This is a genomic window from Cohaesibacter sp. ES.047 (assembly GCF_900215505.1).
Lineage (GTDB): Bacteria > Pseudomonadota > Alphaproteobacteria > Rhizobiales > Cohaesibacteraceae > Cohaesibacter.
On record NZ_LT907844.1, the window covers coordinates 1,279,356 to 1,301,600 of the forward strand.

21 protein-coding genes are annotated in these 22,245 nt (G+C 55.9%); 7 read left to right on the forward strand and 14 right to left on the reverse strand.

All coding sequences use genetic code 11. The features are described from left to right. From CPH65_RS05685 to CPH65_RS05705, 5 genes are all read right to left on the reverse strand, one after another. A complete protein-coding gene (locus tag CPH65_RS05685) occupies nt 1-846 on the reverse strand; it encodes a tetratricopeptide repeat protein (protein ID WP_096172530.1) in 846 nt (281 codons plus the stop codon). A 374-nt stretch (nt 847-1,220) separates the two neighbouring features. Then, a complete protein-coding gene (gene rpsU, locus CPH65_RS05690; RefSeq protein ID WP_096172531.1) occupies nt 1,221-1,448 on the reverse strand; it encodes a 30S ribosomal protein S21 in 228 nt (75 codons plus the stop codon). Nucleotides 1,449-1,606: 158 nt separating this feature from the next. Continuing rightward, on the reverse strand, nt 1,607-2,689 hold the full coding sequence (locus tag CPH65_RS05695; RefSeq protein WP_096172533.1) for a 5-(carboxyamino)imidazole ribonucleotide synthase: 1,083 nt from the start codon (nt 2,687-2,689) through the stop codon (nt 1,607-1,609). Nucleotides 2,690-2,731: 42 nt separating this feature from the next. Next, the gene (gene purE / locus CPH65_RS05700; protein WP_096176258.1) at nt 2,732-3,229 is read right to left on the reverse strand and encodes a 5-(carboxyamino)imidazole ribonucleotide mutase; all 498 of its coding nucleotides are present in this window, start codon (nt 3,227-3,229) and stop codon (nt 2,732-2,734) included. Nucleotides 3,230-3,421: 192 nt separating this feature from the next. Next, nucleotides 3,422-3,628 carry a YdcH family protein gene (locus CPH65_RS05705; RefSeq protein WP_096172534.1) on the reverse strand — a complete coding sequence of 69 codons (207 nt, stop codon included), beginning with the start codon at nt 3,626-3,628 and terminating at the stop codon, nt 3,422-3,424. A 212-nt stretch (nt 3,629-3,840) separates the two neighbouring features. Between CPH65_RS05705 and CPH65_RS05710 the strand changes: the two genes are divergently transcribed. Further along, nucleotides 3,841-4,011, forward strand: a complete 171-nt coding sequence (locus tag CPH65_RS05710) for a YdcH family protein (protein WP_096176259.1) — start codon at nt 3,841-3,843, stop codon at nt 4,009-4,011. A gap of 228 nt (nt 4,012-4,239) precedes the next feature. Beyond that, complete coding sequence (locus CPH65_RS05715) at nt 4,240-4,746, forward strand: DUF2059 domain-containing protein (protein ID WP_096172536.1); 507 nt, start codon at nt 4,240-4,242, stop codon at nt 4,744-4,746. A gap of 40 nt (nt 4,747-4,786) precedes the next feature. Here CPH65_RS05715 and CPH65_RS05720 read toward each other — a convergent pair whose 3' ends face one another. Further along, nucleotides 4,787-6,415, reverse strand: a complete 1,629-nt coding sequence (locus CPH65_RS05720) for an acyl-CoA synthetase (protein WP_096172537.1) — start codon at nt 6,413-6,415, stop codon at nt 4,787-4,789. Nucleotides 6,416-6,534: 119 nt separating this feature from the next. Continuing rightward, nucleotides 6,535-7,290, reverse strand: coding sequence for a sulfite exporter TauE/SafE family protein (locus tag CPH65_RS05725; protein WP_096172538.1), 756 nt, complete (start codon nt 7,288-7,290; stop codon nt 6,535-6,537). A gap of 332 nt (nt 7,291-7,622) precedes the next feature. Here CPH65_RS05725 and CPH65_RS05730 point away from each other — a divergent pair, with 332 nt between their 5' ends. Further along, a complete protein-coding gene (locus CPH65_RS05730) occupies nt 7,623-9,524 on the forward strand; it encodes a propionyl-CoA synthetase (RefSeq protein WP_096172540.1) in 1,902 nt (633 codons plus the stop codon). Between the two features lie 96 nt (nt 9,525-9,620). On the opposite strand, the gene CPH65_RS05735 is transcribed toward CPH65_RS05730, so the two are convergent. Together CPH65_RS05735 and CPH65_RS05740 are read right to left on the reverse strand one after the other, a co-directional pair. After that, complete coding sequence (locus CPH65_RS05735; protein WP_096172541.1) at nt 9,621-10,346, reverse strand: DUF1013 domain-containing protein; 726 nt, start codon at nt 10,344-10,346, stop codon at nt 9,621-9,623. Nucleotides 10,347-10,549: 203 nt separating this feature from the next. After that, a complete protein-coding gene (locus tag CPH65_RS05740; RefSeq protein ID WP_172891464.1) occupies nt 10,550-12,142 on the reverse strand; it encodes a TadE/TadG family type IV pilus assembly protein in 1,593 nt (530 codons plus the stop codon). A 250-nt stretch (nt 12,143-12,392) separates the two neighbouring features. On the opposite strand from CPH65_RS05740, the gene CPH65_RS05745 reads away from it, so the two are divergent. Beyond that, a complete protein-coding gene (locus CPH65_RS05745) occupies nt 12,393-13,343 on the forward strand; it encodes an IS481 family transposase (RefSeq protein WP_096172544.1) in 951 nt (316 codons plus the stop codon). On the opposite strand, the gene CPH65_RS05750 is transcribed toward CPH65_RS05745, so the two are convergent. Next, nucleotides 13,340-14,338, reverse strand: a complete 999-nt coding sequence (locus tag CPH65_RS05750; RefSeq protein ID WP_096172545.1) for an NAD(P)H-quinone oxidoreductase — start codon at nt 14,336-14,338, stop codon at nt 13,340-13,342. The two genes, CPH65_RS05745 and CPH65_RS05750, sit on opposite strands and share 4 nt — an antisense overlap. Before the next feature lie 839 nt (nt 14,339-15,177). On the opposite strand from CPH65_RS05750, the gene CPH65_RS05755 reads away from it, so the two are divergent. Further along, entirely contained in the window at nt 15,178-15,723 is a 546-nt protein-coding gene (locus CPH65_RS05755) for a DUF1465 family protein (RefSeq protein WP_096172547.1), read from the forward strand. An 83-nt stretch (nt 15,724-15,806) separates the two neighbouring features. Here the strand turns inward: CPH65_RS05755 and CPH65_RS05760 are convergent, their stop codons facing one another. Continuing rightward, nucleotides 15,807-16,415: a TetR/AcrR family transcriptional regulator gene (locus CPH65_RS05760; protein WP_157747522.1), complete on the reverse strand. Its 609-nt coding sequence runs from the start codon at nt 16,413-16,415 to the stop codon at nt 15,807-15,809. A 165-nt stretch (nt 16,416-16,580) separates the two neighbouring features. On the opposite strand from CPH65_RS05760, the gene CPH65_RS05765 reads away from it, so the two are divergent. Then, nucleotides 16,581-17,432: a DUF6544 family protein gene (locus CPH65_RS05765; protein WP_096172549.1), complete on the forward strand. Its 852-nt coding sequence runs from the start codon at nt 16,581-16,583 to the stop codon at nt 17,430-17,432. A 102-nt stretch (nt 17,433-17,534) separates the two neighbouring features. Here CPH65_RS05765 and rpmE read toward each other — a convergent pair whose 3' ends face one another. Further along, nucleotides 17,535-17,759: a 50S ribosomal protein L31 gene (gene rpmE, locus CPH65_RS05770; RefSeq protein WP_096172550.1), complete on the reverse strand. Its 225-nt coding sequence runs from the start codon at nt 17,757-17,759 to the stop codon at nt 17,535-17,537. 420 nt (nt 17,760-18,179) lie between these two features. On the opposite strand from rpmE, the gene CPH65_RS05775 reads away from it, so the two are divergent. Beyond that, nucleotides 18,180-19,952 carry an ABC transporter transmembrane domain-containing protein gene (locus CPH65_RS05775; protein ID WP_096172552.1) on the forward strand — a complete coding sequence of 591 codons (1,773 nt, stop codon included), beginning with the start codon at nt 18,180-18,182 and terminating at the stop codon, nt 19,950-19,952. A 22-nt stretch (nt 19,953-19,974) separates the two neighbouring features. Here CPH65_RS05775 and CPH65_RS05780 read toward each other — a convergent pair whose 3' ends face one another. Both CPH65_RS05780 and CPH65_RS05785 read right to left on the reverse strand, forming a co-directional pair. Beyond that, a complete protein-coding gene (locus CPH65_RS05780; RefSeq protein WP_096172553.1) occupies nt 19,975-21,003 on the reverse strand; it encodes a peptidoglycan -binding protein in 1,029 nt (342 codons plus the stop codon). A gap of 94 nt (nt 21,004-21,097) precedes the next feature. After that, entirely contained in the window at nt 21,098-22,126 is a 1,029-nt protein-coding gene (locus tag CPH65_RS05785; RefSeq protein WP_096172555.1) for a flagellar motor protein MotA, read from the reverse strand. Nucleotides 22,127-22,245: the final 119 nt, after the last annotated feature.

Consider the following 22,245-nt stretch of genomic DNA (forward strand, 5'->3'; position numbering starts at 1 on the left):
TTAGTTGAACCGCCGCTTGCGTGTCCGGTTCATGCCGTCGATGGCGGGCTGATAATTGGATTCGATTGCTTTTGCCCGCTGGAAGGAATCATAGGCGCGTTTGTAGTCGCCTTCCTTCTCCAGAGCGAGGCCCTGATTGGTCCAGGCGCGATAGTTGTCGCGGTCAAGACGGACCGCGTTTGAGAAATCGCCCAAGGCGCCGCGCATATCGTTCTGGGCAAGGTAGCTCAGACCGCGCGCGTTGAAGGCATCCGAATTGGAGGCATCAAGGCTGAGGGCATAGGTGAAGTCTTCAATCGCCTGGCTGTGATTACGCTGCTGCTGGAAGATCAGCCCGCGATAATAATAGGCGCGCGGATCCCGGGTCTTGGAAGCGATGGCCTGATTATAGTCCGTAATGGCACGCCCCGGATCACCCTGGGTGCGGAACAGATCGCCGCGACCGATCAAGGCAACATCGTAGCTCGGGTTGAGCATGATGGACCGGTTGTAGTCAGACAGGGCCTGCTGCGGACTGTTGGTCTTCTTGTAAATCAGCGCGCGGTTGGCATAGGCCTGATGGAAATTCGGATTGAGCGCGATGGCATTGGTGAAATCCTGAATGGCGAGCGAATATTGTCCGGACCGGCCATAGGCGGTGCCACGGATGTTATAGGCATTCGCGTCATTTGGATTCTGGGCAATGACCTGATTGAGTGAAGCGATGTTATCAGCAGTGCCGGCATTTCTGTCGAAATCGGCGGTGCCGTTGAGGCCGGCAGTTTGACATGCCGCCAAGCTCAAAGAGAGACCCGCAATGGCAAGAAGCTGCCGGACATTGCGTGATCGGACCATCTGGCGGAGCATGAAGCAAACCTCTCAAAAAAACATGAGACAGCATGATTGCCGTCTTACAGGATTATGCCACAAAAGACAGAGCAGTCTGTCAGAAATTGGGCAGACTGGAACAAGTCTGCCATATTTCGGCATTTCCTGTGATAGACATGTCTACCCTATACGGGCAAGCTGTCAATTGATGAAGACTTGGAAATGGTTGATCATCCGTTGCGGAAGCCGCCCTGAATGTCATCGCCACTTGACAGAAACCTGCCCATGCAACGACCTCAGGTCCCGCAAGCGAGACCTGAGCAACAATCACCGAACTTTCATCAAAATAGGTCTGGACCGACGTTTAAAACGCCAGCGTTATAGTCCCCAAAGGGTCCTAGGGTCAGCGGGTCTTATCGACCGCGACCTTTGGAAGGGATCAGACCTTCACGCTGCAAGCGTTTGCGAGCCAATTTGCGCGCACGGCGCACAGCTTCAGCTTTTTCACGAGCCTTCTTTTCAGATGGCTTTTCATAGAAGTTCCGCATTTTCATTTCGCGGAATACGCCTTCACGCTGGAGTTTTTTCTTCAGCGCCTTCAAGGCTTGGTCGACATTGTTATCGCGGACGAGTACCTGCACGCGTCATTCCCTAAGTTCGTGATGTGTGGATTTTCGATGAAAAAAATCGGCCACCGCCTGAGCAGCGCCCGAACTTTGGAGGGGTTTCTACCAGACCTCTGGTTGCTTGTCCACCTGCAAGCGGCCTGTTTTGCTGAAAATGTGCCAAAAATCAACGTTCATGCATTTGTCTTGGGAGAAATGCGGTTGATATGACCCATTTTCCGTCCGTCGCGGATCTCGGCCTTGCCATAGGAATGGAAGGCACCGCCCGGTTCAGCGGTGAGGTTGGGCCAGTCGGCAATGTCCTGCCCGATCAGATTGGTCATGACACAGTCGCTGTGGCGGGTCGTGTCACCCAGCGGCCATCCTGCTACGGCGCGGATATGCTGCTCGAACTGGGAGACCGTGCAGGCGCTCTCCGTCCAGTGGCCTGAGTTATGCACACGGGGGGCCATTTCATTGGCGACCAGACGCTGGGCGTAGCCTTCAGGCAGGAGAAACAGCTCAACAGCAAGCACGCCGACATACTCAAGGGCATTGGCGACGGTCTCGCCGATCCGTCTGGCTTCCTGCGCGATCTCGGCAGAGATGGCGGCGGGAATGGTTGTGGTGTGGAGAATCTGGTTGCGATGTACATTCTCGGCGATGTCATAGGTCGCCGTCTGTCCTTGCGCATTGCGGGCCGTGATCACGGAAATTTCGCGCTCGAACGGTACGTAGGCTTCCAGAATTGCAGGCAGATCACCCAGTGTTTCCCATGCGCTGTCCAGATCGGTTTCAGGCTTGAGAAAGATCTGGCCCTTGCCGTCATAACCAAAGCGCCGGGTCTTGACGAGCGCTGGCAAGCCAAGGGTCTGGGCGGCTGACTTCAATTCTTCGGCGGAATTGATTTCTGCAAAGCCTGCTGTCGGGATGCCGATGGACTGGAAGAAGGTTTTCTCCGTCAGGCGATCTTGCGAGGTCTTTAGTACCTGATCGCCGGGCAGCACCGGAATTCTGCCGCGCAGGAACTCAACCGTCGGCGCGGGGATATTCTCGAATTCGTAGGTAACGCAGGCAACCTGTTCGGCAAATTGCTCAAGCGCATTGTAGTCTTCATAGTTTGCGCAGGTCGAATAGGCGGTCACCGCAAAGGCCGGGCTATGCGGATCCGGGCAGAAGACATGACAATGAAGGCCCAGTTTGGCGGCGGCGAGGGCCATCATGCGGCCGAGCTGGCCGCCTCCGAGAATGCCAATGGTATCGCCTGGTTGCAGCATGTCACGTCACTTTCTGGGTCTTTACGGGGTAAGGGATGTTGATCAATCTTCATCGACCGGTGCAAGGGCAATCGCGTCGGACTGGGCCGTGCGCCATGCATCGAGCCGCTCGGCCAGAGCCGCGTCGGTCGTTGCCAGAATGGCAGCCGCCATCAGCCCGGCATTGACGGCACCTGCGCGGCCAATGGCAAGGGTGCCGACGGGGATGCCCGCAGGCATTTGGACGATCGAAAGAAGAGAATCCTGTCCGCTGAGAGCCTTGGACTGGATGGGCACGCCAAGCACCGGCAAGGGCGTCATGGCCGCTGTCATGCCCGGCAGATGCGCTGCGCCACCCGCGCCTGCGATGATCACCTTGAACCCGTCGTCTCTTGCAGATTTGGCGAAGTCGGCCATTCGGTCGGGTGTCCTGTGGGCGGAAATGATCTTCGCCTCATAGGGCACGGCGAGCGTGTCGAGAATTTCAGCAGCATTGCGCATGGTTGGCCAATCGGACTGGCTGCCCATGATGATTGCGACCGGCGTGTCCTTTGTCGACATGATCGGGTCCTTCTCGCCTTCGGTTTGCCTCGAATTTGCATGGTTCATGCGACCGGGGTCGCCGTTGGAAGCGCAGAGTATAGAAGGAAATATGAGGGGGACAAGACATAATGCGGCTGTGGCGTCGCAATCTGTTGATCGCTCTACCGGGCAAATCCTGTGTCGGGCGTTAATAAACCGTGACCGGTCCGATTATGCAATGATGTCCGGAAAAAGCTTGTTCTCAAGGCGCTGAATTTCGTCCTTGAGCAGTAGTTTTTTCTTCTTCATGCGCTGTATGGGCAAAGCATTTCCACCCGGCCGGCTTTCGAGGGCATGAATGGCCAGATCTAGATCGCCGTGCTCGGTTTTCAGCAGCGCCATCTGGGCGCGGACTGCAGATTCTTCTTCTTCGGTCATAGCTTTGCCGCCAAACGTGTAATTTACAGCAATTTCAATACATTATTCGAATCAACTTTGCAAGATTCGAATGGTGAAAACGGCGGAATGATGGCAAACCTATGCCATTCGCACTTAATATATTGTAAGTCAATTTCACAAGGAAATCTATCGACAGGTTTTTGCGAATGTGTCACACTTCTTACGTCGTATTCAAACATATGGAGGCATATATGTCGTTAGATTCACGTATCCAGGAACTGCAGCGCAGACATGATGAACTGGATAAGGAAATCGAAGAAGCATTTACCCATCCATCCGTTGACGAACTCCAAATTGCCGAAATGAAACGAAAAAAACTTCAGATGAAGGATGAGATCAGCGGTTTGCAAACCGTGAGCTGATCCTCTCCTACTCCGAAGATGACCAAGCCGCGGCAATCCCCGCGGCTTTTTTGATGTCTTTGCTTGCGACTTTGGGTTGTTTTTATGTTTTGTACATGCCAGTCTTTATGGGATAATATTCCCAAGTTGCCCATCGACCAATCAGGCATCTGATCAGGGCGTGCGCTCCATGTGTGGTGTCGGCGGGGTGATTTGAACCGCTCGCACAATGCAGGAGGCTGGCCCACCATGCTCATCAGACGATATCCCGTTTTTGTTACAATCCTGCTTGTGTTTATCGGAACCGCTCCCTGCCACGCCAAAAGTGCACAAGAGAAGGAAGAGCTCGCGCGGATGTGGGCACGCCAGCTCTATAATGCCATGGATGCCCAAGCCACGATCGACGAGGCCATGAAGCCGTTCGGCAAGATGTTGCGGCTGCGCTTTCCCAAGATGACGGAGGAGCAGGAGAAAAAGATGCTGCGGGGCATCAGCGGCGTTCTGGCAAAGGAATTGCAGAAGGCCTACAGCGAGCTTGAGGATGATATCGTCAACACCTTTACCTATGAAGAGCTGGTGGCACTGGATGAGTTCTACGGCAGCCCCATCGGTGAGAGTATCGCAAAAAAGACCACCGAATTGCGCCAAAAAATCGATATCAAAACCATGCATGCCATGAAGAATGCCGTTCCCAAACTGATCGCATCAGCCATCCGGAACGGCTTCAGGAAGCTGCTGCAGCGCGGGAAGCAATAGACTGCGAAGGGGCTTTCAATTCGCCCAGAGACGTTCTGGCCTAGAGCGACTTGGCTTTCTTGCGCAACAGGAACTTCTGAATCTTGCCCGTTGATGTCTTGGGCAAGTCGGTAAAGATGATGGTCTTGGGCACCTTGTAATGGGCCAGATGATCTCGACACCAGTTGAACAGGTCTTCTTCTGTTGTGGTGTGCCCTTTGCTCAGTTCGACAAAGGCGCAAGGGGTTTCGCCCCACTTGTCATCAGGTCGTGCGACGACTGCGGCCGCTTCTACATCGTGATGCTTGTAGAGTGCATCCTCCACTTCAATGGAGGAGATATTCTCGCCTCCAGAGATGATGATGTCCTTGGATCGGTCCTTGATCTGGATGTATCCGTCGGGATGCATGACGGCGAGGTCTCCAGAGTGGAACCAGCCATCATAAAAGGCCTGATTGGTTGCGCCTTCGTTCCTGAAATAGCCCTTCATGACGATGTTGCCGCGGAACATGACCTCCCCGATGGTGTCTCCGTCCGGTGCGACGGGTTCCATGGTTGCCGGATTGCGTACCGAGAGGCCTTCAAGTGCAGGGTAGCGAACGCCCTGACGGGCCTTTTTCGACGCCTGTTCCTGTGGGGATAGCTCGTTCCAGTCTTCCTTCCATTCGTTGATGACAGAGGGCCCATAGGTCTCGGTGAGGCCATAGACGTGGGTGACCTGAAAGCCTTCCCGGGTCATGCCTGCCAGTATCGCTTCGGGCGGCGGGGCAGCTGCAGTGATGAATTCGACGGTGTGTGGCAATGGCTGCTTGTCTTCGTCCGGGGCGTTCAGCAGCGTCGACATGACGATCGGGGCACCACACAGATGCGTGACGCCTTCTTCGTTGATGGCCTTGAAGATGGGCTTGGCTCGCACGGCGCGCAGGCAGACATGGGTGCCGGCCACAACCGAAAGAGACCATGGAAAACACCAGCCGTTGCAATGGAACATCGGTAGCGTCCAGAGATAGACCGGCTGATGGGAGAGCTTGGCGGAAACGATGTTGGCATAGCCCATGAGATAGGCGCCACGGTGATGATAGACAACGCCTTTGGGATCTCCGGTCGTCCCGGAGGTGTAGTTGAGAGCGATGGCATCCCATTCGTCCACCGGGCCGGGCCAATCGAAGGTCGGATCGCCTTCTTTCACGAGGCTTTCATAGTCGAGTTCGCCCAGCCATGGTCCTTCCTGCGCAAATTCCGGGTCCGAATATTGCACGACCACAGGATCGATCTCGGCGATGGCCAGGGCGTCCTTCATGGCTTCGGCATATTCGGTGTCGATGATGATGAGCTTCGTCTGGGCGTGCTCAAGCTGGAACGCAATGACCGGCGGATCAAGGCGCGTGTTGATTGCGTGCAGGACCGCGCCGATCATCGGAGCAGCATAGTGTATCTCGAGCATAGAGGGCACGTTGGGTAGCATGACTGACACAACATCGCCTCGACCAATGCCGCGGCTTGAGAGTGCCGAGGCCAGTTGGCGGCAGCGGGTGTAGAAATCGGCGTACTTCTCGCGTGTCTGACCATGCACCCAGGCGGTGTGATCAGGATAGGTGAGGGCTGCACGTTCCAGAAATGTCACGGGCGACAGCGGCACATAATTGGCCGGGTTCTGGTCCAGATGTTTGGAAAATGGATTGTTTGACATGCGTCCCTCCCTTGCACCGGTTCATCTTAGGCGACAAACATAGGTGCTTTTCCCTGCCATGATCGCTAAGGAGAAACTGCAGTGCAATTGGAAAAAGGGATTTGATCGACTTGGCGCGCTTACATGAATGACAACAGACTGTCCGAGCAAAGCTTGAGCGCGATGACAAACATGCCGATGTAGGCAAGACGATAGAAAAAGGTCTGGCTGACCAGATGAACCAGCTTGATGCCGGTGATCATGGCGAGCGGAGCCAGCGGCAACAACACCAGCGTTGTCCATAGATTTTGGGTGGAGAACTGCCCTAGAAAGAAATAGGGGATCAGCTTGACCGTGTTGACGGTGGCAAAGAAATAGACCGATGTGGCAACGAAGGTTATGCGGTGCATGCCCATGGGCAGCGTGTGGATCTGGAAGGGTGGGCCACCGGCGTGCGCTACGAAGCTGGTGAAGCCTGCCGTCGTGCCCCATACTGCGGCGGAGATCGGCCCGCGTGTGCCGAACTCTTTTTTGCGCAGGATTCTGACAACATAGTCAAGCACGAAGGCCAGAGCCACCAGTCCGACCATCAGTCTCACGATATTCTCATCCACCAGATCGGCAAGCAGCCAGCCAACAGTGATGCCGACAAGGGCATAGGGCAGAATGCCCCTGAGAACCTGCCAGTTTGCCTTGCCGCGATAGGAATAGAGGCCGACGATGTCCATGCAAATCAGGATAGGCAGAAAAATTGCAGCCGCCTGAATCGGCGAGATCACCAATGCCATGAGCGGCACGCCCAACATGCCCAAAGACCCGCCGAAGCCGCCTTTTGAAAGGCCAACCAGAATGACAGCTGGGACAGCTGCAAGATAGAAAATTGGATCGGTGAGCATGCGAAGACTTTCGCTTGGCGGGTTGTCAGGTCTTGTCTAGAGCGTTGCGGGCGGGAAAGTCAAAGGCATTTGACAAGGCTCTTGTATAGCTGGCCTTAGGTCGCAGCCCAGAATGCTGGCTTGAGCTTGATTGCGTGTGTCTGAATCAGACCGCTTCCCTTTACGTGCACGAAATATGGGCAGTCTGGTCATTGTGACTTGGGGATTTTACGTATTAACTAGGGAGAAAGTCACAGAAAAATCGGCTTCTCTTCCTCCTTTCGCCGAATAGACCTGACGTAGGGTGGCACGCTAGACATAGCCAAATTGCTTTTACGCTGGGAGGCTTACGTATGGCTGGTGAGTATAAAGAACTCTATGAAGGGTGGAAACGGGATCCGGAAGGATTTTGGGGCAAGGCTGCGGAGACAATCGACTGGTATAAGCCGGCCGATAAAGTGTTTGACGAGGATGCCGGCGTTTATGGTCGCTGGTTTGCCGGAGCCGAGTGCAACACCTGTTACAATGCGGTGGATCGGCATGTCGAAGCCGGGCGAGGCGATCAGGATGCAATCATCTATGACAGCCCGATCACCGGCACCAAGGCGCGTTACAGCTATTCTGACGTCAAAAAGCAGGTCGAAGGGTTGGCTGCGGTTCTTCTGGATCAGGGCGTGGAGAAGGGCGACCGCGTCATCATCTACATGCCGATGATCCCGCAGGCGTCCTTTGCGATGCTTGCCTGTGCGCGAATCGGGGCCATCCATTCCGTGGTGTTCGGAGGCTTTGCGGCAAACGAGTTGGCGACGCGCCTCAATGATGCCAAGCCCAAGGCCATCGTCTCATCCTCCTGCGGCATCGAGCCGAATCGGACCATCGCCTACAAGCCATTGCTTGACGAAGCCATCGAACTGGCAACACACAAACCCTCGGCCCTCATCATCTTTCAACGCGATCAGCTTTCCTGCGATCTGACCGAGGAGCGGGATGTCGACTACGCTCGTGCGGTTGACGCGGTGATTGCCGAGGGGCGGTCTGTGCCATGCGTTCCGGTTGCTGCGACCGATCCGCTCTACATCCTCTATACCTCCGGCACCACCGGCCAGCCCAAGGGTGTCGTGCGCGACAATGGCGGGCATTTGGTGGCGCTTAACTGGAGCATGCAATATCTCTATGACATCAAGCCCGGAGAGGTCTTCTGGGCCGCCTCGGATGTCGGCTGGGTCGTCGGGCATTCCTACATTGTCTATGCGCCGATGATTTATGGGGCGACAACGGTGCTGTTTGAAGGCAAACCGGTTGGAACGCCGGATGCCGGAACCTTCTGGCGGGTTATCAACGAATATAATGTTGCTGCCCTGTTTACCGCGCCGACGGCTTTTCGCGCCATCAAGAAAGAGGATCCGAAGGGCGAGTTCATTGCCAAATACGATCTTTCTTGCCTTCGGACCCTGTTCCTTGCCGGGGAGCGCGCTGACCCCGACACGGTTCAGTGGGCCGAAGATATGCTGAAGGTTCCAGTGATCGATCATTGGTGGCAGACCGAGACGGGATGGGCAATCGCAGCCAATCCGGTTGGTGTTGAGCTTTTGCCGGTGGTGCATGGCTCACCAACCGTGGCGATGCCGGGCTACGATGTGCAGATCGTGGGGGCTGATGGTCATCCGGTGCCTGCCAACGAGATGGGCAATATCGTGATCAAGCTGCCGATGGCACCGGGGAACCTTCCCGGCCTGTGGCAGAATGACGAACGGTTCAGAACGAGCTATCTGGATGAATTCCCGGGATATTATCAGACAGGCGATGCGGGCTATATGGACGAGAATGGCTATCTCTACATCATGTCGCGTACCGATGACATCATCAACGTGGCTGGCCATCGCTTGTCCACCGGCGCCATGGAAGAGGTTCTGTCAGCGCATCCGGATGTGGCCGAGTGTGCCGTGATCGGGATCGCCGACAAGCTCAAGGGTCAATTGCCGGCCGGGTTCGTGGTTTTGAAAACCGGTGTTGATCGTGCGCCGATCGATATCGAAAAGGAACTGATCGGTCTGGTGCGCGAGAAGATCGGTCCGGTTGCTGCTTTCAAGATCGCTGTGGCGGTGGATCGGCTGCCCAAAACGCGGTCAGGCAAGATTCTGCGCGGGACAATGCGTGCGATTGCTGACCACGAAGACTATAGAATGCCTGCGACCATCGATGATCCGGCGATCCTTGATGAAATCGAGCATGCCCTGCGTGAGCATGGCATCTGAGTGGGCGGATTGATTGCCGAGCTGACAATTAAAAAGGCCGGGATGATGTCCCGGCCTTTTTTGTGTGATTGATCGCAAGGAGCGAGATGTGCGGCTTTAGCCGTTGTTCTCGTCGTCTTCGTCGTCATCCTTGGAGGATGGCTGGAAGTTGGCGAAGACGGATGCTGCGTCCGGAACTTTCTCGTCGTCGGCAGGCTCTTCTTCGGCTTTTTTGAAGTTGCCGAACGGATCTGCATGACTGACGGTTTCTTCGGCAGACAGAAGGGTTTGGTCTTCCTGCACATCGGGGCGGGCAGGGGCGTCAGCTGCTGATTTCTTGACCTCGAGATCAAGATCAATCTGCTTACAAATGCCCAGTGTCACCGGATCCATGGGAGTCAGCTGCGCACTGTTCCAATGGGTGCGGCTGCGAATCGCCTCGATGGTCGGTTTGGTCGTGCCCACCAAGCGGACGATCTGCTGATCCTTCAGCTCTGGATGATTTCGGATCAGCCACAGAATGGCGTTGGGGCGATCCTGACGCTTGGAGACGGGTGTATAGCGCGGGCCGCGACGCTTGGGCTCAGGCACGATCACCTTGGGCGGCGCAAGCTTGATCCGGTAGGCTGGATCCTTCTGGGCCCTATCGATTTCTTCGCGGGTCAATTGGCCGGTCATGATCGGGTCCAAGCCCTTGATGCCCTGGGCGGCTTCGCCATCGGCAATCGCTTTGACTTCCAACGGGTGCAGTTTGCAGAAGGCAGCAATCTGATCGAAAGACAGGGCTGTGTTATCGACCAGCCAAACTGCAGTTGCTTTCGGCATCAGTGGTGCATTCGACATGGTACATCCTCATTGTTGCTCGACCTGAATTCTCTCCAGATCAGCCTTATCAGTTTCGCAAGAATTGACAGGGAATGGGGGGACTATACTTGCTATGACGCTTTGGCGCAAACAAGAAAAGGGCTCATAACAGGTTATGAGCCGCATTTTCTTGCTTTTTAACGCTGTAAGCCTCTGATTTTAGCCGTGGACGCGCTGTCTCACTATTCAGTGAGTCGGATTGTGGTCAGCGCTTCGGCAATATCCTTGAACACCTTAATCATGTCGGACGTGTTCTTGGGCGTGTAGGCGTTGTCCGCACTGGTGGCGCAATCTCTGAGCAAGGTTGTGGTGTCGCTGTCAAGATTGCCGTAGGCGATCGTGTAGACAATGACCTTGTCGTCTTTTGCTGCCTGGCAGGATTCCTTGGTGCGCTTGTTCATCTCGCGCACCGTACTTCCCGAGCCGCTAATCCTGCCGTCGCTCGACCAGCCATAGGCCTGGTAGCTGCCATAGGTGTTGGCACCATCAGACATAATGATGAGAAATTTCAGGTTTTCGTCGTCTGAGTAGGGCCGGCCTTCCGAGTAGGGAGGTTGTGGCGACAGCGCGCGCAGGCCCCAGATCGTACCCATGTGGATGTTGGTGTTGCCGTTTGCATCCAGATTGCGGATGCTCGTACGCACCGTAGACATTTGGGTGGTCAGGGGCGTGATTCGCTCGACGTAACAGCTGTCGTTCGGCCCCTTTCCCGAGTTGAGCTTCTGCTCGTAATACTCGCCATATCTGTCCCACAGAGCCCCGTCTGCTGAGGTGTTGCAATTGTTGGAACCTCCACCCCAGCCGCCCCAGCCGCCCCAGCCACCCCAGTAACCGCTGTCGCAGGACAGATAGTTGTTGTTGCTGTTGTAGTGGGAGTTGTGATCTTCATGGGTGTCCGGGAAGAAGAAGGGGACAAAATTGCTGTCCGGATAAGTGGAACTGGCGGATGTATCCTTGATGTCATAGGGGTGCATGCGCGCCTCCATGCATCCTTCCCATTCCTCCGGCCGATTGGTGTAGGGGTCGGTCAGGGTTTCAAACAGCTCGAAACGGTTGGAGTTGGGCGGCAGATTCTTGCGATGGATCGAGGATCTGGCCCCCTTGTCCAACCAGCTCGCATTTTTGCTGCCCGTGTCAATCCGCACCAGATGATTGAATGGCACAACGGCAATGCTGAGGTCTTCGGGCTTGTCCGTGTTTTCTTCCAGGATATCGATGAGACTGTTGGCTGCTTCCTTGAGGGCTCTCAATCTGCTGCCACCCATTGAACCGGAGTTGTCGAGGACGAGCGCAATTTCCACCGTCTTGTCACCCGCAATGGCGCTGCTGTTGGCCTTGAACTCGGAGGATTCGATACCCGCAAGGCGCATGAAAGTGGTTTTGGTCTCGCCGCTTGACCAGACTTTCAGGTTGCTCGGCTGGCGCGAAATCTCAACCAGATCGATGTTGAGATCAACGCCGGCGGGCAGGTTGGCAGCAACAAAGTCCTCGACCATTTCGCGCACTTCGTCATCGGTCAGGACTTCTGCCTTCTTGACTGCGGCTAGCGTTGCTGCGTCGAGCGCAGCCTGGGCTTCCGAGCGATTGAGGGCTATGCGCGAATAGTCGACCGCCGCCCCGATCATCATCAGAATCGGGATCAGTGCGAGCGCAAAAATGATGGCGATAGCCCCGCTCTCATCCTTGCCAAACGCTTTGCAATTGGCGCTGGGTCGGCGGGCTATCGAGGTGGCGGCCTTGTGAAAGGCACGTCGTAGATCTTTGATCGCAGGCATCGGTCTGGCTCGTCCTGTCACAATGTGCCGGGAATCCCGGCGCATTTAGGGATTGGAGAGCCTTATTGAACGCGATCTGCCTTACTTTTTTGTTTCAAATTTGGAGGATGCTAGTCAAAATAACGGACTTCCTCCAAACGCGGTGAACAGATCCCTAACAAGCGTGCCGTGGTCGGCGGGCCCTTCGGCCTAGTTGTTTGATCCCATGCTTTGATGGTGCACCTTTCTCATTTGAATGGAGGGAAGCACTATGGGCCAAGTTCTACACGGCAGCGCCACGACGACAGAGGCAGTCCGTCGAGCAATACAAAATAGTCAAGAGAGCCTGAGAGTGCTTTCCAAGCGATACGGCATCAATCAGAAAACGGTCGTCAAGTGGAAGACGCGCACCTCACAAGCGGACTTAAGAACCGGACCGAAGGAGCCACGTTCGACTGTGCTTTCGCGGCAAGAAGAAGCGACCATTGTCGCCTTCCGCAGGCATACCTTGTTGCCTCTCGACGACTGCCTTTATGCACTCCAGCCGACAATCCCGCATCTGACGCGCTCTTCACTGCACAGATGCCTGCAACGACACGGAGTTTCGCGACTACCGAGTGTCGAAGGCGACAAGCAGCCAAAGAAGCGTTTCAAGAGCTATCCGATCGGCTATTTCCATATCGATATTGCCCAGGTACAGACAGCTGAAGGCAAGCTCTATCTCTTTGTGGCTATTGACCGGACTTCCAAGTATGCCTTCGTTGAACTCTATACCAAGGCAGGAAAGATGAATGCTGCACAGTTCCTGCGCAATCTGGTCGCCACTGTGCCCTATACCATCCATACTGTTCTGACCGACAATGGCATCCAGTTCACCAATCGGTCTCGCGATCTCCATGAGTTCCAGCACATCTTTGACCGGGTCTGCACTGGAAACGGCATTGAACACCGCCTGACAAAAGTGAAGCACCCATGGACCAACGGTCAGGTCGAGAGGATGAACCGGACTATTAAGGATGCCACCGTCAAACGGTTCCATTACGACGATCACGAGCAACTCCAGAAGCATCTGGCTGTTTTCATAGATGCCTACAACTTCGCTAGACGATTGAAGACGCTAAGGGGCCTGACCCCATACGAATTTATCTGCAAAAAGTGGACAGAGGATCCGGAAAGATTCAAAATGAATCCGATCCATCAAATCCCGGGACCGAACAACTAGTCGAGTGTCAACATGATCTTGCCGATGTGATTGGAGCTTTCCATCAACGCATGGGCCTTGACCACCTCATCGAATGGGAAGGTTTTGAAAATATAGGGCTTTACCTCGTTTTTCGCGAGTTTTGGCCAGACCTTCTGCTTCAGTTCGGTGACGATCCCGGCCTTGATCTCGTCGGAGCGGGCGCGCAGGGTCGATCCGGTGTGGATCAGCCGTTTCATCATCAGGCGACGGAAGTCCGCTTCGGCGATGCCTCCCTTGAGAAAGGCGATCTGGACGATGCGGGCGTCTTCGGCGGCCACAACATAGTTCTTGGAGATATAGTCGCCGCCAACCATGTCGAGGATCACGTTAACCCCCTTGCGGTTGGTCCAGGTCTTGAGCTCGGTGACGAACTCCTGTTCGCGATAGTTGATGGCGAGATCTGCGCCAGCGTCAAGGCAGGCCTTGCATTTCTCTTCGCTGCCTGCGGTGACAGCGACCGAGGCGCCGAACAGTTTGGCGAGCTGGATGGCGGTGATGCCGATCCCCGAGGAGCCGCCATGGATCAGGAGACGCTCACCCGGCTGCAGCGCCCCGCGCTGGAACACATTGTGCCAGACCGTGATGAAGGTCTCGGGCAGGCTGGCCGCCTCGACCATGCTCCAGCCTTGCGGTACGGGCAGGAGGCTTCCTTCATGGGCAAGGCAATATTCCGCGTAGCCGCCGCCTGAGACCAGAGCCGTTGTCTTGTCACCTGGCTTGGCCCCGCTGACGGCGCTGCCCACGGCGACAATTTCCCCTGCGACCTCAAGGCCCAGAATGTCCGATGCGCCCGGGGGAGGCGGGTAGTCGCCAGCGCGCTGGATGCAGTCGGGACGGTTGACGCCTGCAGCCTCGACCTTGATCAGAACCTCATGTTCAGAAGGAACGGGGACCGGTCGGTCGACAAATTGCAGCGCTTCGGGGCCTCCGGGCTCTGGCGCCAGAACTGCTTTCATGGTGTTCGGGTTGGACATAGCAGCACCTCTTCCTGTTCGATTTGCCTCTTTCTAACCCATCCGGGCGGCGGGTGAAATGGGCTCAATGGTGAAGCGGAGAAGTTGTCGAAAAGCGAGAGGCGGGCTTGCGGTGTGATCGATCAGGTCTTTTGGATGATCTTAAGTAGATCTTTTGCGATTTGTTTTGAAAGTGAGCCTTTAATTGTAGATGTCTGCTATTTTTCATCCATTAGGGAGCTGATTTTAATCTTTTTCTTACCATTAACCATTTATTAATAAAGTTAAGTTTAAATACTAAGTATCCATAGCTTATGGATTTCGAGTGGCTCCTGTCACTCTGTTTGACGCCTCCCTGTTAACTCCTGAGAGCCGCTTGTCGCGGCTCTTTTTTTATGAATGTGTTCTGTTTACGATTTGAAGGTGGCGCTTATTGCGCATGGTTATCTATAATCATTGAATGAGAAATGCAGTTTGACTGTGCTTCCCCTTCGCAATGTGCAATGTTGACCTTGGATCTGGCGCCGCTTTTTTGGGGTGGAGTGTCAAGTGTTGAGGGATTTGCACAGCAACTGTGTACAAGATGCGGCTCTTCCGAGCGCGCCGTTCGAGCCCTTCTCTCCTTGCCGAAGGCTCCGTCAATGAGTGATGAAGTGTTAGAATATCAGATCTTTTTCTGATAGTCTGAAGAAAGGGTGCGACAGCGCGAATGTCGTCACTGACCGTCAATCGTGCAAAGTGCGTGTGTCGCGATTGGCACAGTTTGTGCTTTATAGTCCAACAGATAACGCGTTGGCGTATTGCCTGTTTGAATATGACACACCGATCATGGTAGGCAAGGCCAGACAGTTGGAGGTCTTATGAACGACAAGCCTAGGCACAACAAAAACTCAGATCCAGTTTTCTTCGGCGCGAAACTGGCGGACTCCGATAGTTTCAAAACGCTTTTCCGCGATGGTATGGCTCTGGTTGAAGAAGCCGCCGACTATCTGGATGGCGATGGCCGCATGGAGGCGAAAAGTCTCCCCCGTGTTGCCTCTCTTGCTTATGCAACCGAATCCATGCGTCTGACGACACGTCTCATGCAGATGGCTTCCTGGTTGCTGCTGCAGCGTGCTGTCAATGAGGGCGAAATGAGCCTTGAGCAGGCCGGACAGGAGAAAAACAAGGTTCGCCTGCACGGTCTTTCTACTGCCAAGGACGGTCCCGGATGGGATGAACTGCCTCTTCGATTGAGGGAATTGATCGATCAGTCGCTGCATCTGCAAAAGCGCATTCGTCATCTCGATGATGTGATCTATTCGCGCAAGTCGCAGGAGCCGGAAACCGTGACCGAACAATCCAACCCGGTTGGCGACCAGATCGGCATGATTGCCAGTGCGTTTGCCATGAGAGCTGCGGACTAGGCCTTTCCAAGAAAGGCACACGGCGGGCGGCGATTGGTCCGCTCTGATACATCAAAGGCGCTTTCGAGCGCCTTTTTCTTTGCCTAGGGATCGGATGCGAACAGGCGGCAGGTTAGCGCAAAGGCGCGCGCCGCTCTTTTGTTGATGGCGTCGTCATTCAAGGGGGCTATGTTGCCACGGGCCAGCCGGATCTGCAGTTCGCCAAACAGCAGGGCGACATAGGTTTCTGCTGCGTCTTGTGCATCGCTGCCGAATGTGAAGTCTCCGCTTTTTTCCAGTCGTTCCATTAGCGATTTGATGAGGGGGACCACTGTATCGCGGGCCACCTCTTCGACGGCTTCCCCCAGAAGGCCGGTTTCTGATGCGTCTGTCACGGCGGCGCGGCTGATGATGATGGCTTGCTCACCGCAGGCGTAGCCCAGAAGCAAGGGTCCCAGTGTTTCAAGGGCCGACAGCGGATTGCTGCTGGCACTCAATGCGTCCTGAAGATGACGACGTACCAGTGCGCCATTTCTCTCGATGATCGATTTGAACAGAGTTTGCTTGTTGCCATACCAGGCGTAGAGGGTCTGGTTCGAGGCTTTGGCTTTCTTGGCGATCTGCAGCATGGATGTGCTGCGATAGCCCTTCTCGCGCAGCAGGTCGAGGGCGGCGGTTTCGATCTGCTTTTGTCTCTCTTCGCGATTGGTCAAAGTCGGTTGCCCTTTTGGGGATCTGTCAAAAATTTTCTCGACTGTACACGAATGTACTTGATCGTCAAGCTGAGTGTACATATGTGTACGATGTGAGCAGACGAAATGTTTGCCTGTTTAGGCGATCACGAGTCGGTGGCAGGTCAGTTAGGGGAAATGAGTGATATGAAGATCTTGAGGAAAACCGGATATGTAGCAGCGGCGGCGATCGTAGCTCTGTCGGTCTATGGCTATGTGCAGATGAGACAAACGGAAGCGGATATTGCTGCGTTTCAGCAAACCGTGGCTGAGATTGGCGCCAAGGCACAGCCGATCTCTTTTGATCCGGACCAGGTTGCGGAGCTGCCCGAGCCTGTGAGGCGCTATTTTGCCTTCAGCATTCGGGGACCGCTTCCGGATTACAAGGTCGTTCGGCTCAGTGAGGAAGGGGATTTTCGCCGCCCGCTGACAGACGGGTTTGAGCCGACCACCGCCAAACAGGTGATCGCCACCACAACCCCGGCCATGGTTTTTTCTGCGACAACGCCAATCTTCCTGGGTGCCTGGGCGCGTGCCTATGACTTCTACGCACATGGCGAGATGGAGATGAAGGCCAAGCTTCTGTCCATGATCACCGTGGTGGATGAGAAGCAGACTCCGGAGCTGGACCGGATTTCGCTCAGGCGGTGGCTTTTGGAAAGTGCGCTTTATCCTCAGGCGCTGCTTCCCGGTGGACCAGTGCGGTGGGAGCCGGTTGACGAGGACAGCGCGCGGGCCATCGTGTCAGTTGGTGACATGTCCGCGAAGATGGTGGCCCATTTTGATGCAGACGGGCGGATGACGTCGATGCAGGCGGAGGAAGATGGCGATCTGACAACGCCCTATCATGGGTCTGGTGAGCATGTGGCTCGCGGTGACTACCGGCAGGTAGGGCGTATGATGATCCCGCACAGCTTCACCATATCCCGGGCCGCCAAGGGGGAAATCCATCCCTTCTGGATCGGCCGGATTACCGCGATGAGTTTTGATGAGAAGTAGGCCGGCGAAGGCCTTAAGGTCAGCCTTGCTCTGAAGACGAAAAAAACCCGGTGCTTTTGAAGCGCCGGGTTTTTGAATTGGTCTGGCAATGTCGCCTGGATCTTAGGAGCCCAGGAAGCCGGAGAATTTGTCCTTGAAGCGAGACACACGGCCACCACGGTCGAGCAGGTTGCCGGTGTTGCCGGTCCATGCAGGATGGGAGGTCGGATCAATATCGAGGTTCAGCGTGTCACCTTCGGAGCCGTAGGTCGAACGGGTGGTGAATTCGCTGCCATCGGTCATGACGACTTTGATCGTGTGATACTCAGGATGGATATCTTTTTTCATTTTGAACGTCCTTCGCGCTAGAGCAAGCGCTTCTCCCTAACCAAGGGCAGACCTGCTCCAAATTTGGTTTCCTGCATTCTGCCGTTCGCCTCTGTCCCGAAGCTGTCGAGCCGAGCGAAAGAATGCCCTTGGATCGCGATGCCCCCTGCTTCAGGACGGCCATTCTGTCTGATCCATAAAGTTCGGCTGCGGGCGAGTGGCCACACAGCCGTAGAAATAATTCGTTGGACCCTATACCGCAGTGCGTTGCGATATACAAGCCCGTTGCTTATCTAGAAGAAGAAAAAAGCGGCCGGGATCGAGAATTTTCCGGTGAATGTGAACGCATCGCTTTGCCAATGGGCTCGAATTGGGCCTTCAACTCCTGCCGCAGCCGTTTTTCACGGTCGAAACGCATGGCAGGACTCGTTTGGAGCAATCATGACAGATACGCCAGTTCCGGCTTCCGCTCGCCTGCAACCACTCTTGCGCCTTGTGCCCTATGCCTTGCGATATCGTTCCATGGTGATCATGGCAATTGTCTCGCTTGTGGTGGCCTCGGCTGCGACCCTTTCGCTGCCGGTGCTGGTGCGCGGGCTGATTGATCAGGGGCTCAGTCAGGACAATGTGGCGCTGGTCGATCATTATACCGGCTGGCTCATTCTTGCCGTTGGTTTTCTGGCGCTGTCCAGTGCCAGTCGCTACTATTTCGTCATCATATTGGGCGAGCGCGTCGTCAATGATCTACGCCGGGATGTGTTCGGAAAGCTGACGGCACTGTCGCCTGTCTTTTTTGACCGCACACGAAGCGGCGAAATTGTCTCGCGGCTGACCGCCGACGCCACGCAGATCAAGTCGGCGGTGGGGGCAAGTGCCTCGATGGCGCTGAGAAACTTCCTGCTGTTTGTCGGGGCTGGCGTGATGATGGTGGTGACCAGTCCACAAATGTCGCTTCTGGTGCTGGGGGCGATACCCTTTATCGTGCTGCCGCTTGTCGGGCTTGGACGCTGGGTTCGCAAGAAGCAGCGCTTTGCGCAGGATCGCCTTGCGGACAGTTCCGCCTTTGCCTCCGAGGCCATCGGGTCGATGCGCATTCTGCAGGCCTTCACGCAGGAAGACCGGATCAAGGGATTCTTTGGTGAGAGCATCGAGGCTGCCTTTGGGGCGGCACGGTTCTCCATTCGGGCGCGGGCGGTGCTGACGGCCTTCGCCATGTTCTGCATTTTTGCGTCGATCGTCGGGGTTCTCTGGTATGCCGCGCAGGATGTTGCGGCGGGGCGCCTGTCTGCCGGAGCGCTGTCGCAGTTCCTGATCTATTCCACCATGGCGGCCGCCGGGCTTGGCGGGCTCAGCGAAGTATGGGGCGAGATTTCGCAGGCGTCCGGGTCGGCCGAACGGCTGATGGAACTCCTGGACGAAGAGGTTGTTATCCGCACAGCTGACGCGCCCGAAGCCCTGCCTTCAGGGGTGCCGTTATCGGTCGCCTTTGACCATGTCGGTTTTCATTATGGCAAAGACGAGGCGCAAGCGGTGCTGGAGGATCTGACCTTTTCGATTGATGAGGGGGAAACCGTCGCCATTGTCGGGCCGTCTGGTGCGGGCAAGACAACCGTATTTCAGGTGTTGATGCGCTTCTACGATGCAACAAGCGGTGTGATCAGTCTTGGCGATATTCTGGTTGAGCGCCTGTCATTGGAAGCGTTGCGCGGATCCATGGCCTTGGTGCCGCAGGAACCGGTGATCTTTGCCATGACGGTCGCAGACAATATTGCCATGGGTCGGGACGGGGCGAGCCGGGACGAAATCATCGCCGCAGCAAAGGCTGCGCACGCTGACGAGTTTATTGCCAGCCTGCCGGAGGGTTATGACACGACCGTGGGTGAACGCGGTGTAACGCTCTCAGGGGGGCAACGGCAGCGTTTGGCGATTGCACGGGCGATCCTCAAGGACGCACCCATTCTGTTGCTGGACGAGGCTACAAGCGCGCTTGACGCGGAAAGCGAGACCTATGTGCAGGCGGCGCTCGATGGCATGATGTCTGGTCGCACCACAATCGTCATCGCTCACCGGTTGGCGACCGTGAAGAAAGCCGACCGGATTCTCGTGCTCGATAGGGGGCGGCTGGTCGAGGAAGGGGATCACGACAGTCTTGTGGCCCAAAAAGGCCTCTATGCGCGGCTGGCGAGCCTGCAATTCGGGGATGGCGAGGAATAATGCTCGTGATGCGCGGATTGCATCAGCGCTGGGTTAGCTTGAGCTCGATGCGGCGGTTCTTGCGCCACGCGTCGGGATCGTCACCTTCTTCGAGCGGTTGATATTCGCCGAAGCCCGCTGCCACAAGGCGGTTTGGCGGCACGCCCTTTGAAATGAGATATTTGACGACCGAGATGGCGCGGGCTGCCGACAGCTCCCAGTTGGAGGGGAAGCGGGCGCTGTTGATGGGGCGGTTGTCCGTGTGACCATCAATGCGCAGCACCCAGTCGATTTCTTCGGGGATGTCGTTGCTAAGTTCGAGGATCGCTTCTGCAAGGCGATCCAGCTCCTGTTCGCCTTCGGCCTTCATGCGTTCGCCGCCCGACGGGAACAGCACTTCGGACTGGAAGACAAAGCGGTCGCCGACAACGCGAATATCGGAGCGCTGAGAGAGGATTTCCCGCAAGCGGCCAAAAAAGTCCGAACGATAGCGGGACAATTCCTGCACCCGCTGGGCGAGGGCGACATTCAGGCGCTTGCCAAGGCTTGCGATCTTTGTCTGGCTTTCCCGATCTCGTTTTTCTGAAGCCTCAAGGGCGTCTTCAAGGGCGCCGATCTGGCGCCGCAAAGCGGAAATCTGCTGATTGAGCAGTTCAACCTGAGCCAGAGCCCGTTGTGAGATGGTCTTTTCATTTTCGAGATTGCGCGTCAGGCTGGCGATCTGGCCTCCGGCGCTGTCCTTGTCGCCAGCCTGTTCTTCGAGCTGAATGAGCAGGCGGTCGCGGGAGGATTCGGCGGCGGACAGATCGGCTTGTAGGCTGGCAAATGAGGTTTCCAGATCTTGCTTTCCAGCGCGTTCAAGCGCCAGCAGTTCGGTGAGCTCGGCAATCTGGCTGTTGAGCTTGTTGAGGACCGTGTCCTTGCCGGAGATTTCCTGCGTGAGGAAGAATTGCGCGACCATGAAAACAGTGAGCAGGAATATCAGGACCAGCAGCAAAGTGGCCATGGCATCGACAAAGCCCGGCCAGTAGTCGGCTTTCGGTTCACTGCGTCGATTGCGGGACAGACCCATCTGGCTTCCTCATCCTTTACTCGCGCTGACCTGTCACCTTTAAAGTGCAAGGGCGGTGCGCGATGTCTCTCATGCTGGTCTCAATGCTCGGGCGCTATTTTGGGGGCGTTGAACCGGGGTCCTCCAGCACCTTGTTGAGATTTTGCAATAGCTGTTTGATGTCTTCCTGCTGGGTGGTCTGCTGGTCGGCCCATTCGCGCATCAACTGCTGTTCGGAGCGCAAATGCTGCACCAGACCCTGAATGCCTTCGGCCAGATTGGCCATCGCGGACGTAGCGCTGCGGGTGTCGCCGCCACCTTCGCCGCCGACCCTGTCGATCTTTTTGGAGAGCTGCTGCAGCACGGAAACGAGCTGTTCGTTATCCTGCGCCAGCGTTTCGGCATGGTCGGTGTCAAGATCCTCGATGCGGATATCAGTCACGGTGGAGAGCCAGTCTTCCAGATCGGTGAAGAAACGCGTCTGGGCCTGACTGGCCTGAAGATCAAGAAAGCCCAGCACGAGCGAACCGGATAGACCGAAGAGCGAGGAGGAGAAGGCCGTGCCCATACCTTGAAGCGGGGCTTCAAGGCCGGACTTGAGATCCTCGAAGATGACACCGACATCGCTTGAGGCGACGGACAGCGAACGGATCACGTCGCCGACCGAACTCACCGTCTGCAACAAACCCCAGAAGGTGCCGAGCAGACCGAGGAACACCAAAAGCCCGGTGAGATATCGGGAGATGTCGCGGGCTTCGTCAAGGCGCATGCCGACCGAATCAAGGATCGAGCGCATGGTCGAGGTGTTGATCGCCATCCGGCCCACACGGTCCCCGAGCAATGTCGCCATCGGCGCCAGCAGGATCGGAGGGCGGGAAACTTCCAGGCCAGGATCGCCGAGCCGGAAATTGTTGACCCAGCGCACTTCGCGAAACAGGCGTGCAACCTGCCGGATGGCCAGAAAAATACCCACTGCAAGCACCAGAAAGATTATGGCGTTGAGCAGCGGGTTACTCCAGAAAGCCTCGAGAATCTGCCGATAAAGAATGAGCGGAATAAAGGCAGCAGCGCCGATGAAGATGAGCATGCGCCACAGATAGCGTTGGGGACTTGCTAGCTTGTAGGGATCCAGTTCGCTTGTCATTGTCCGATTTTCCGGTTGCGCGATGGCAGGCCAAAGCCTTCATGCAGGAAGCAATCAGGCACGCAAACATGTCTCATTTTTGATGGCAAACGAGAAAAGTTCACTTCATCACAAAATTT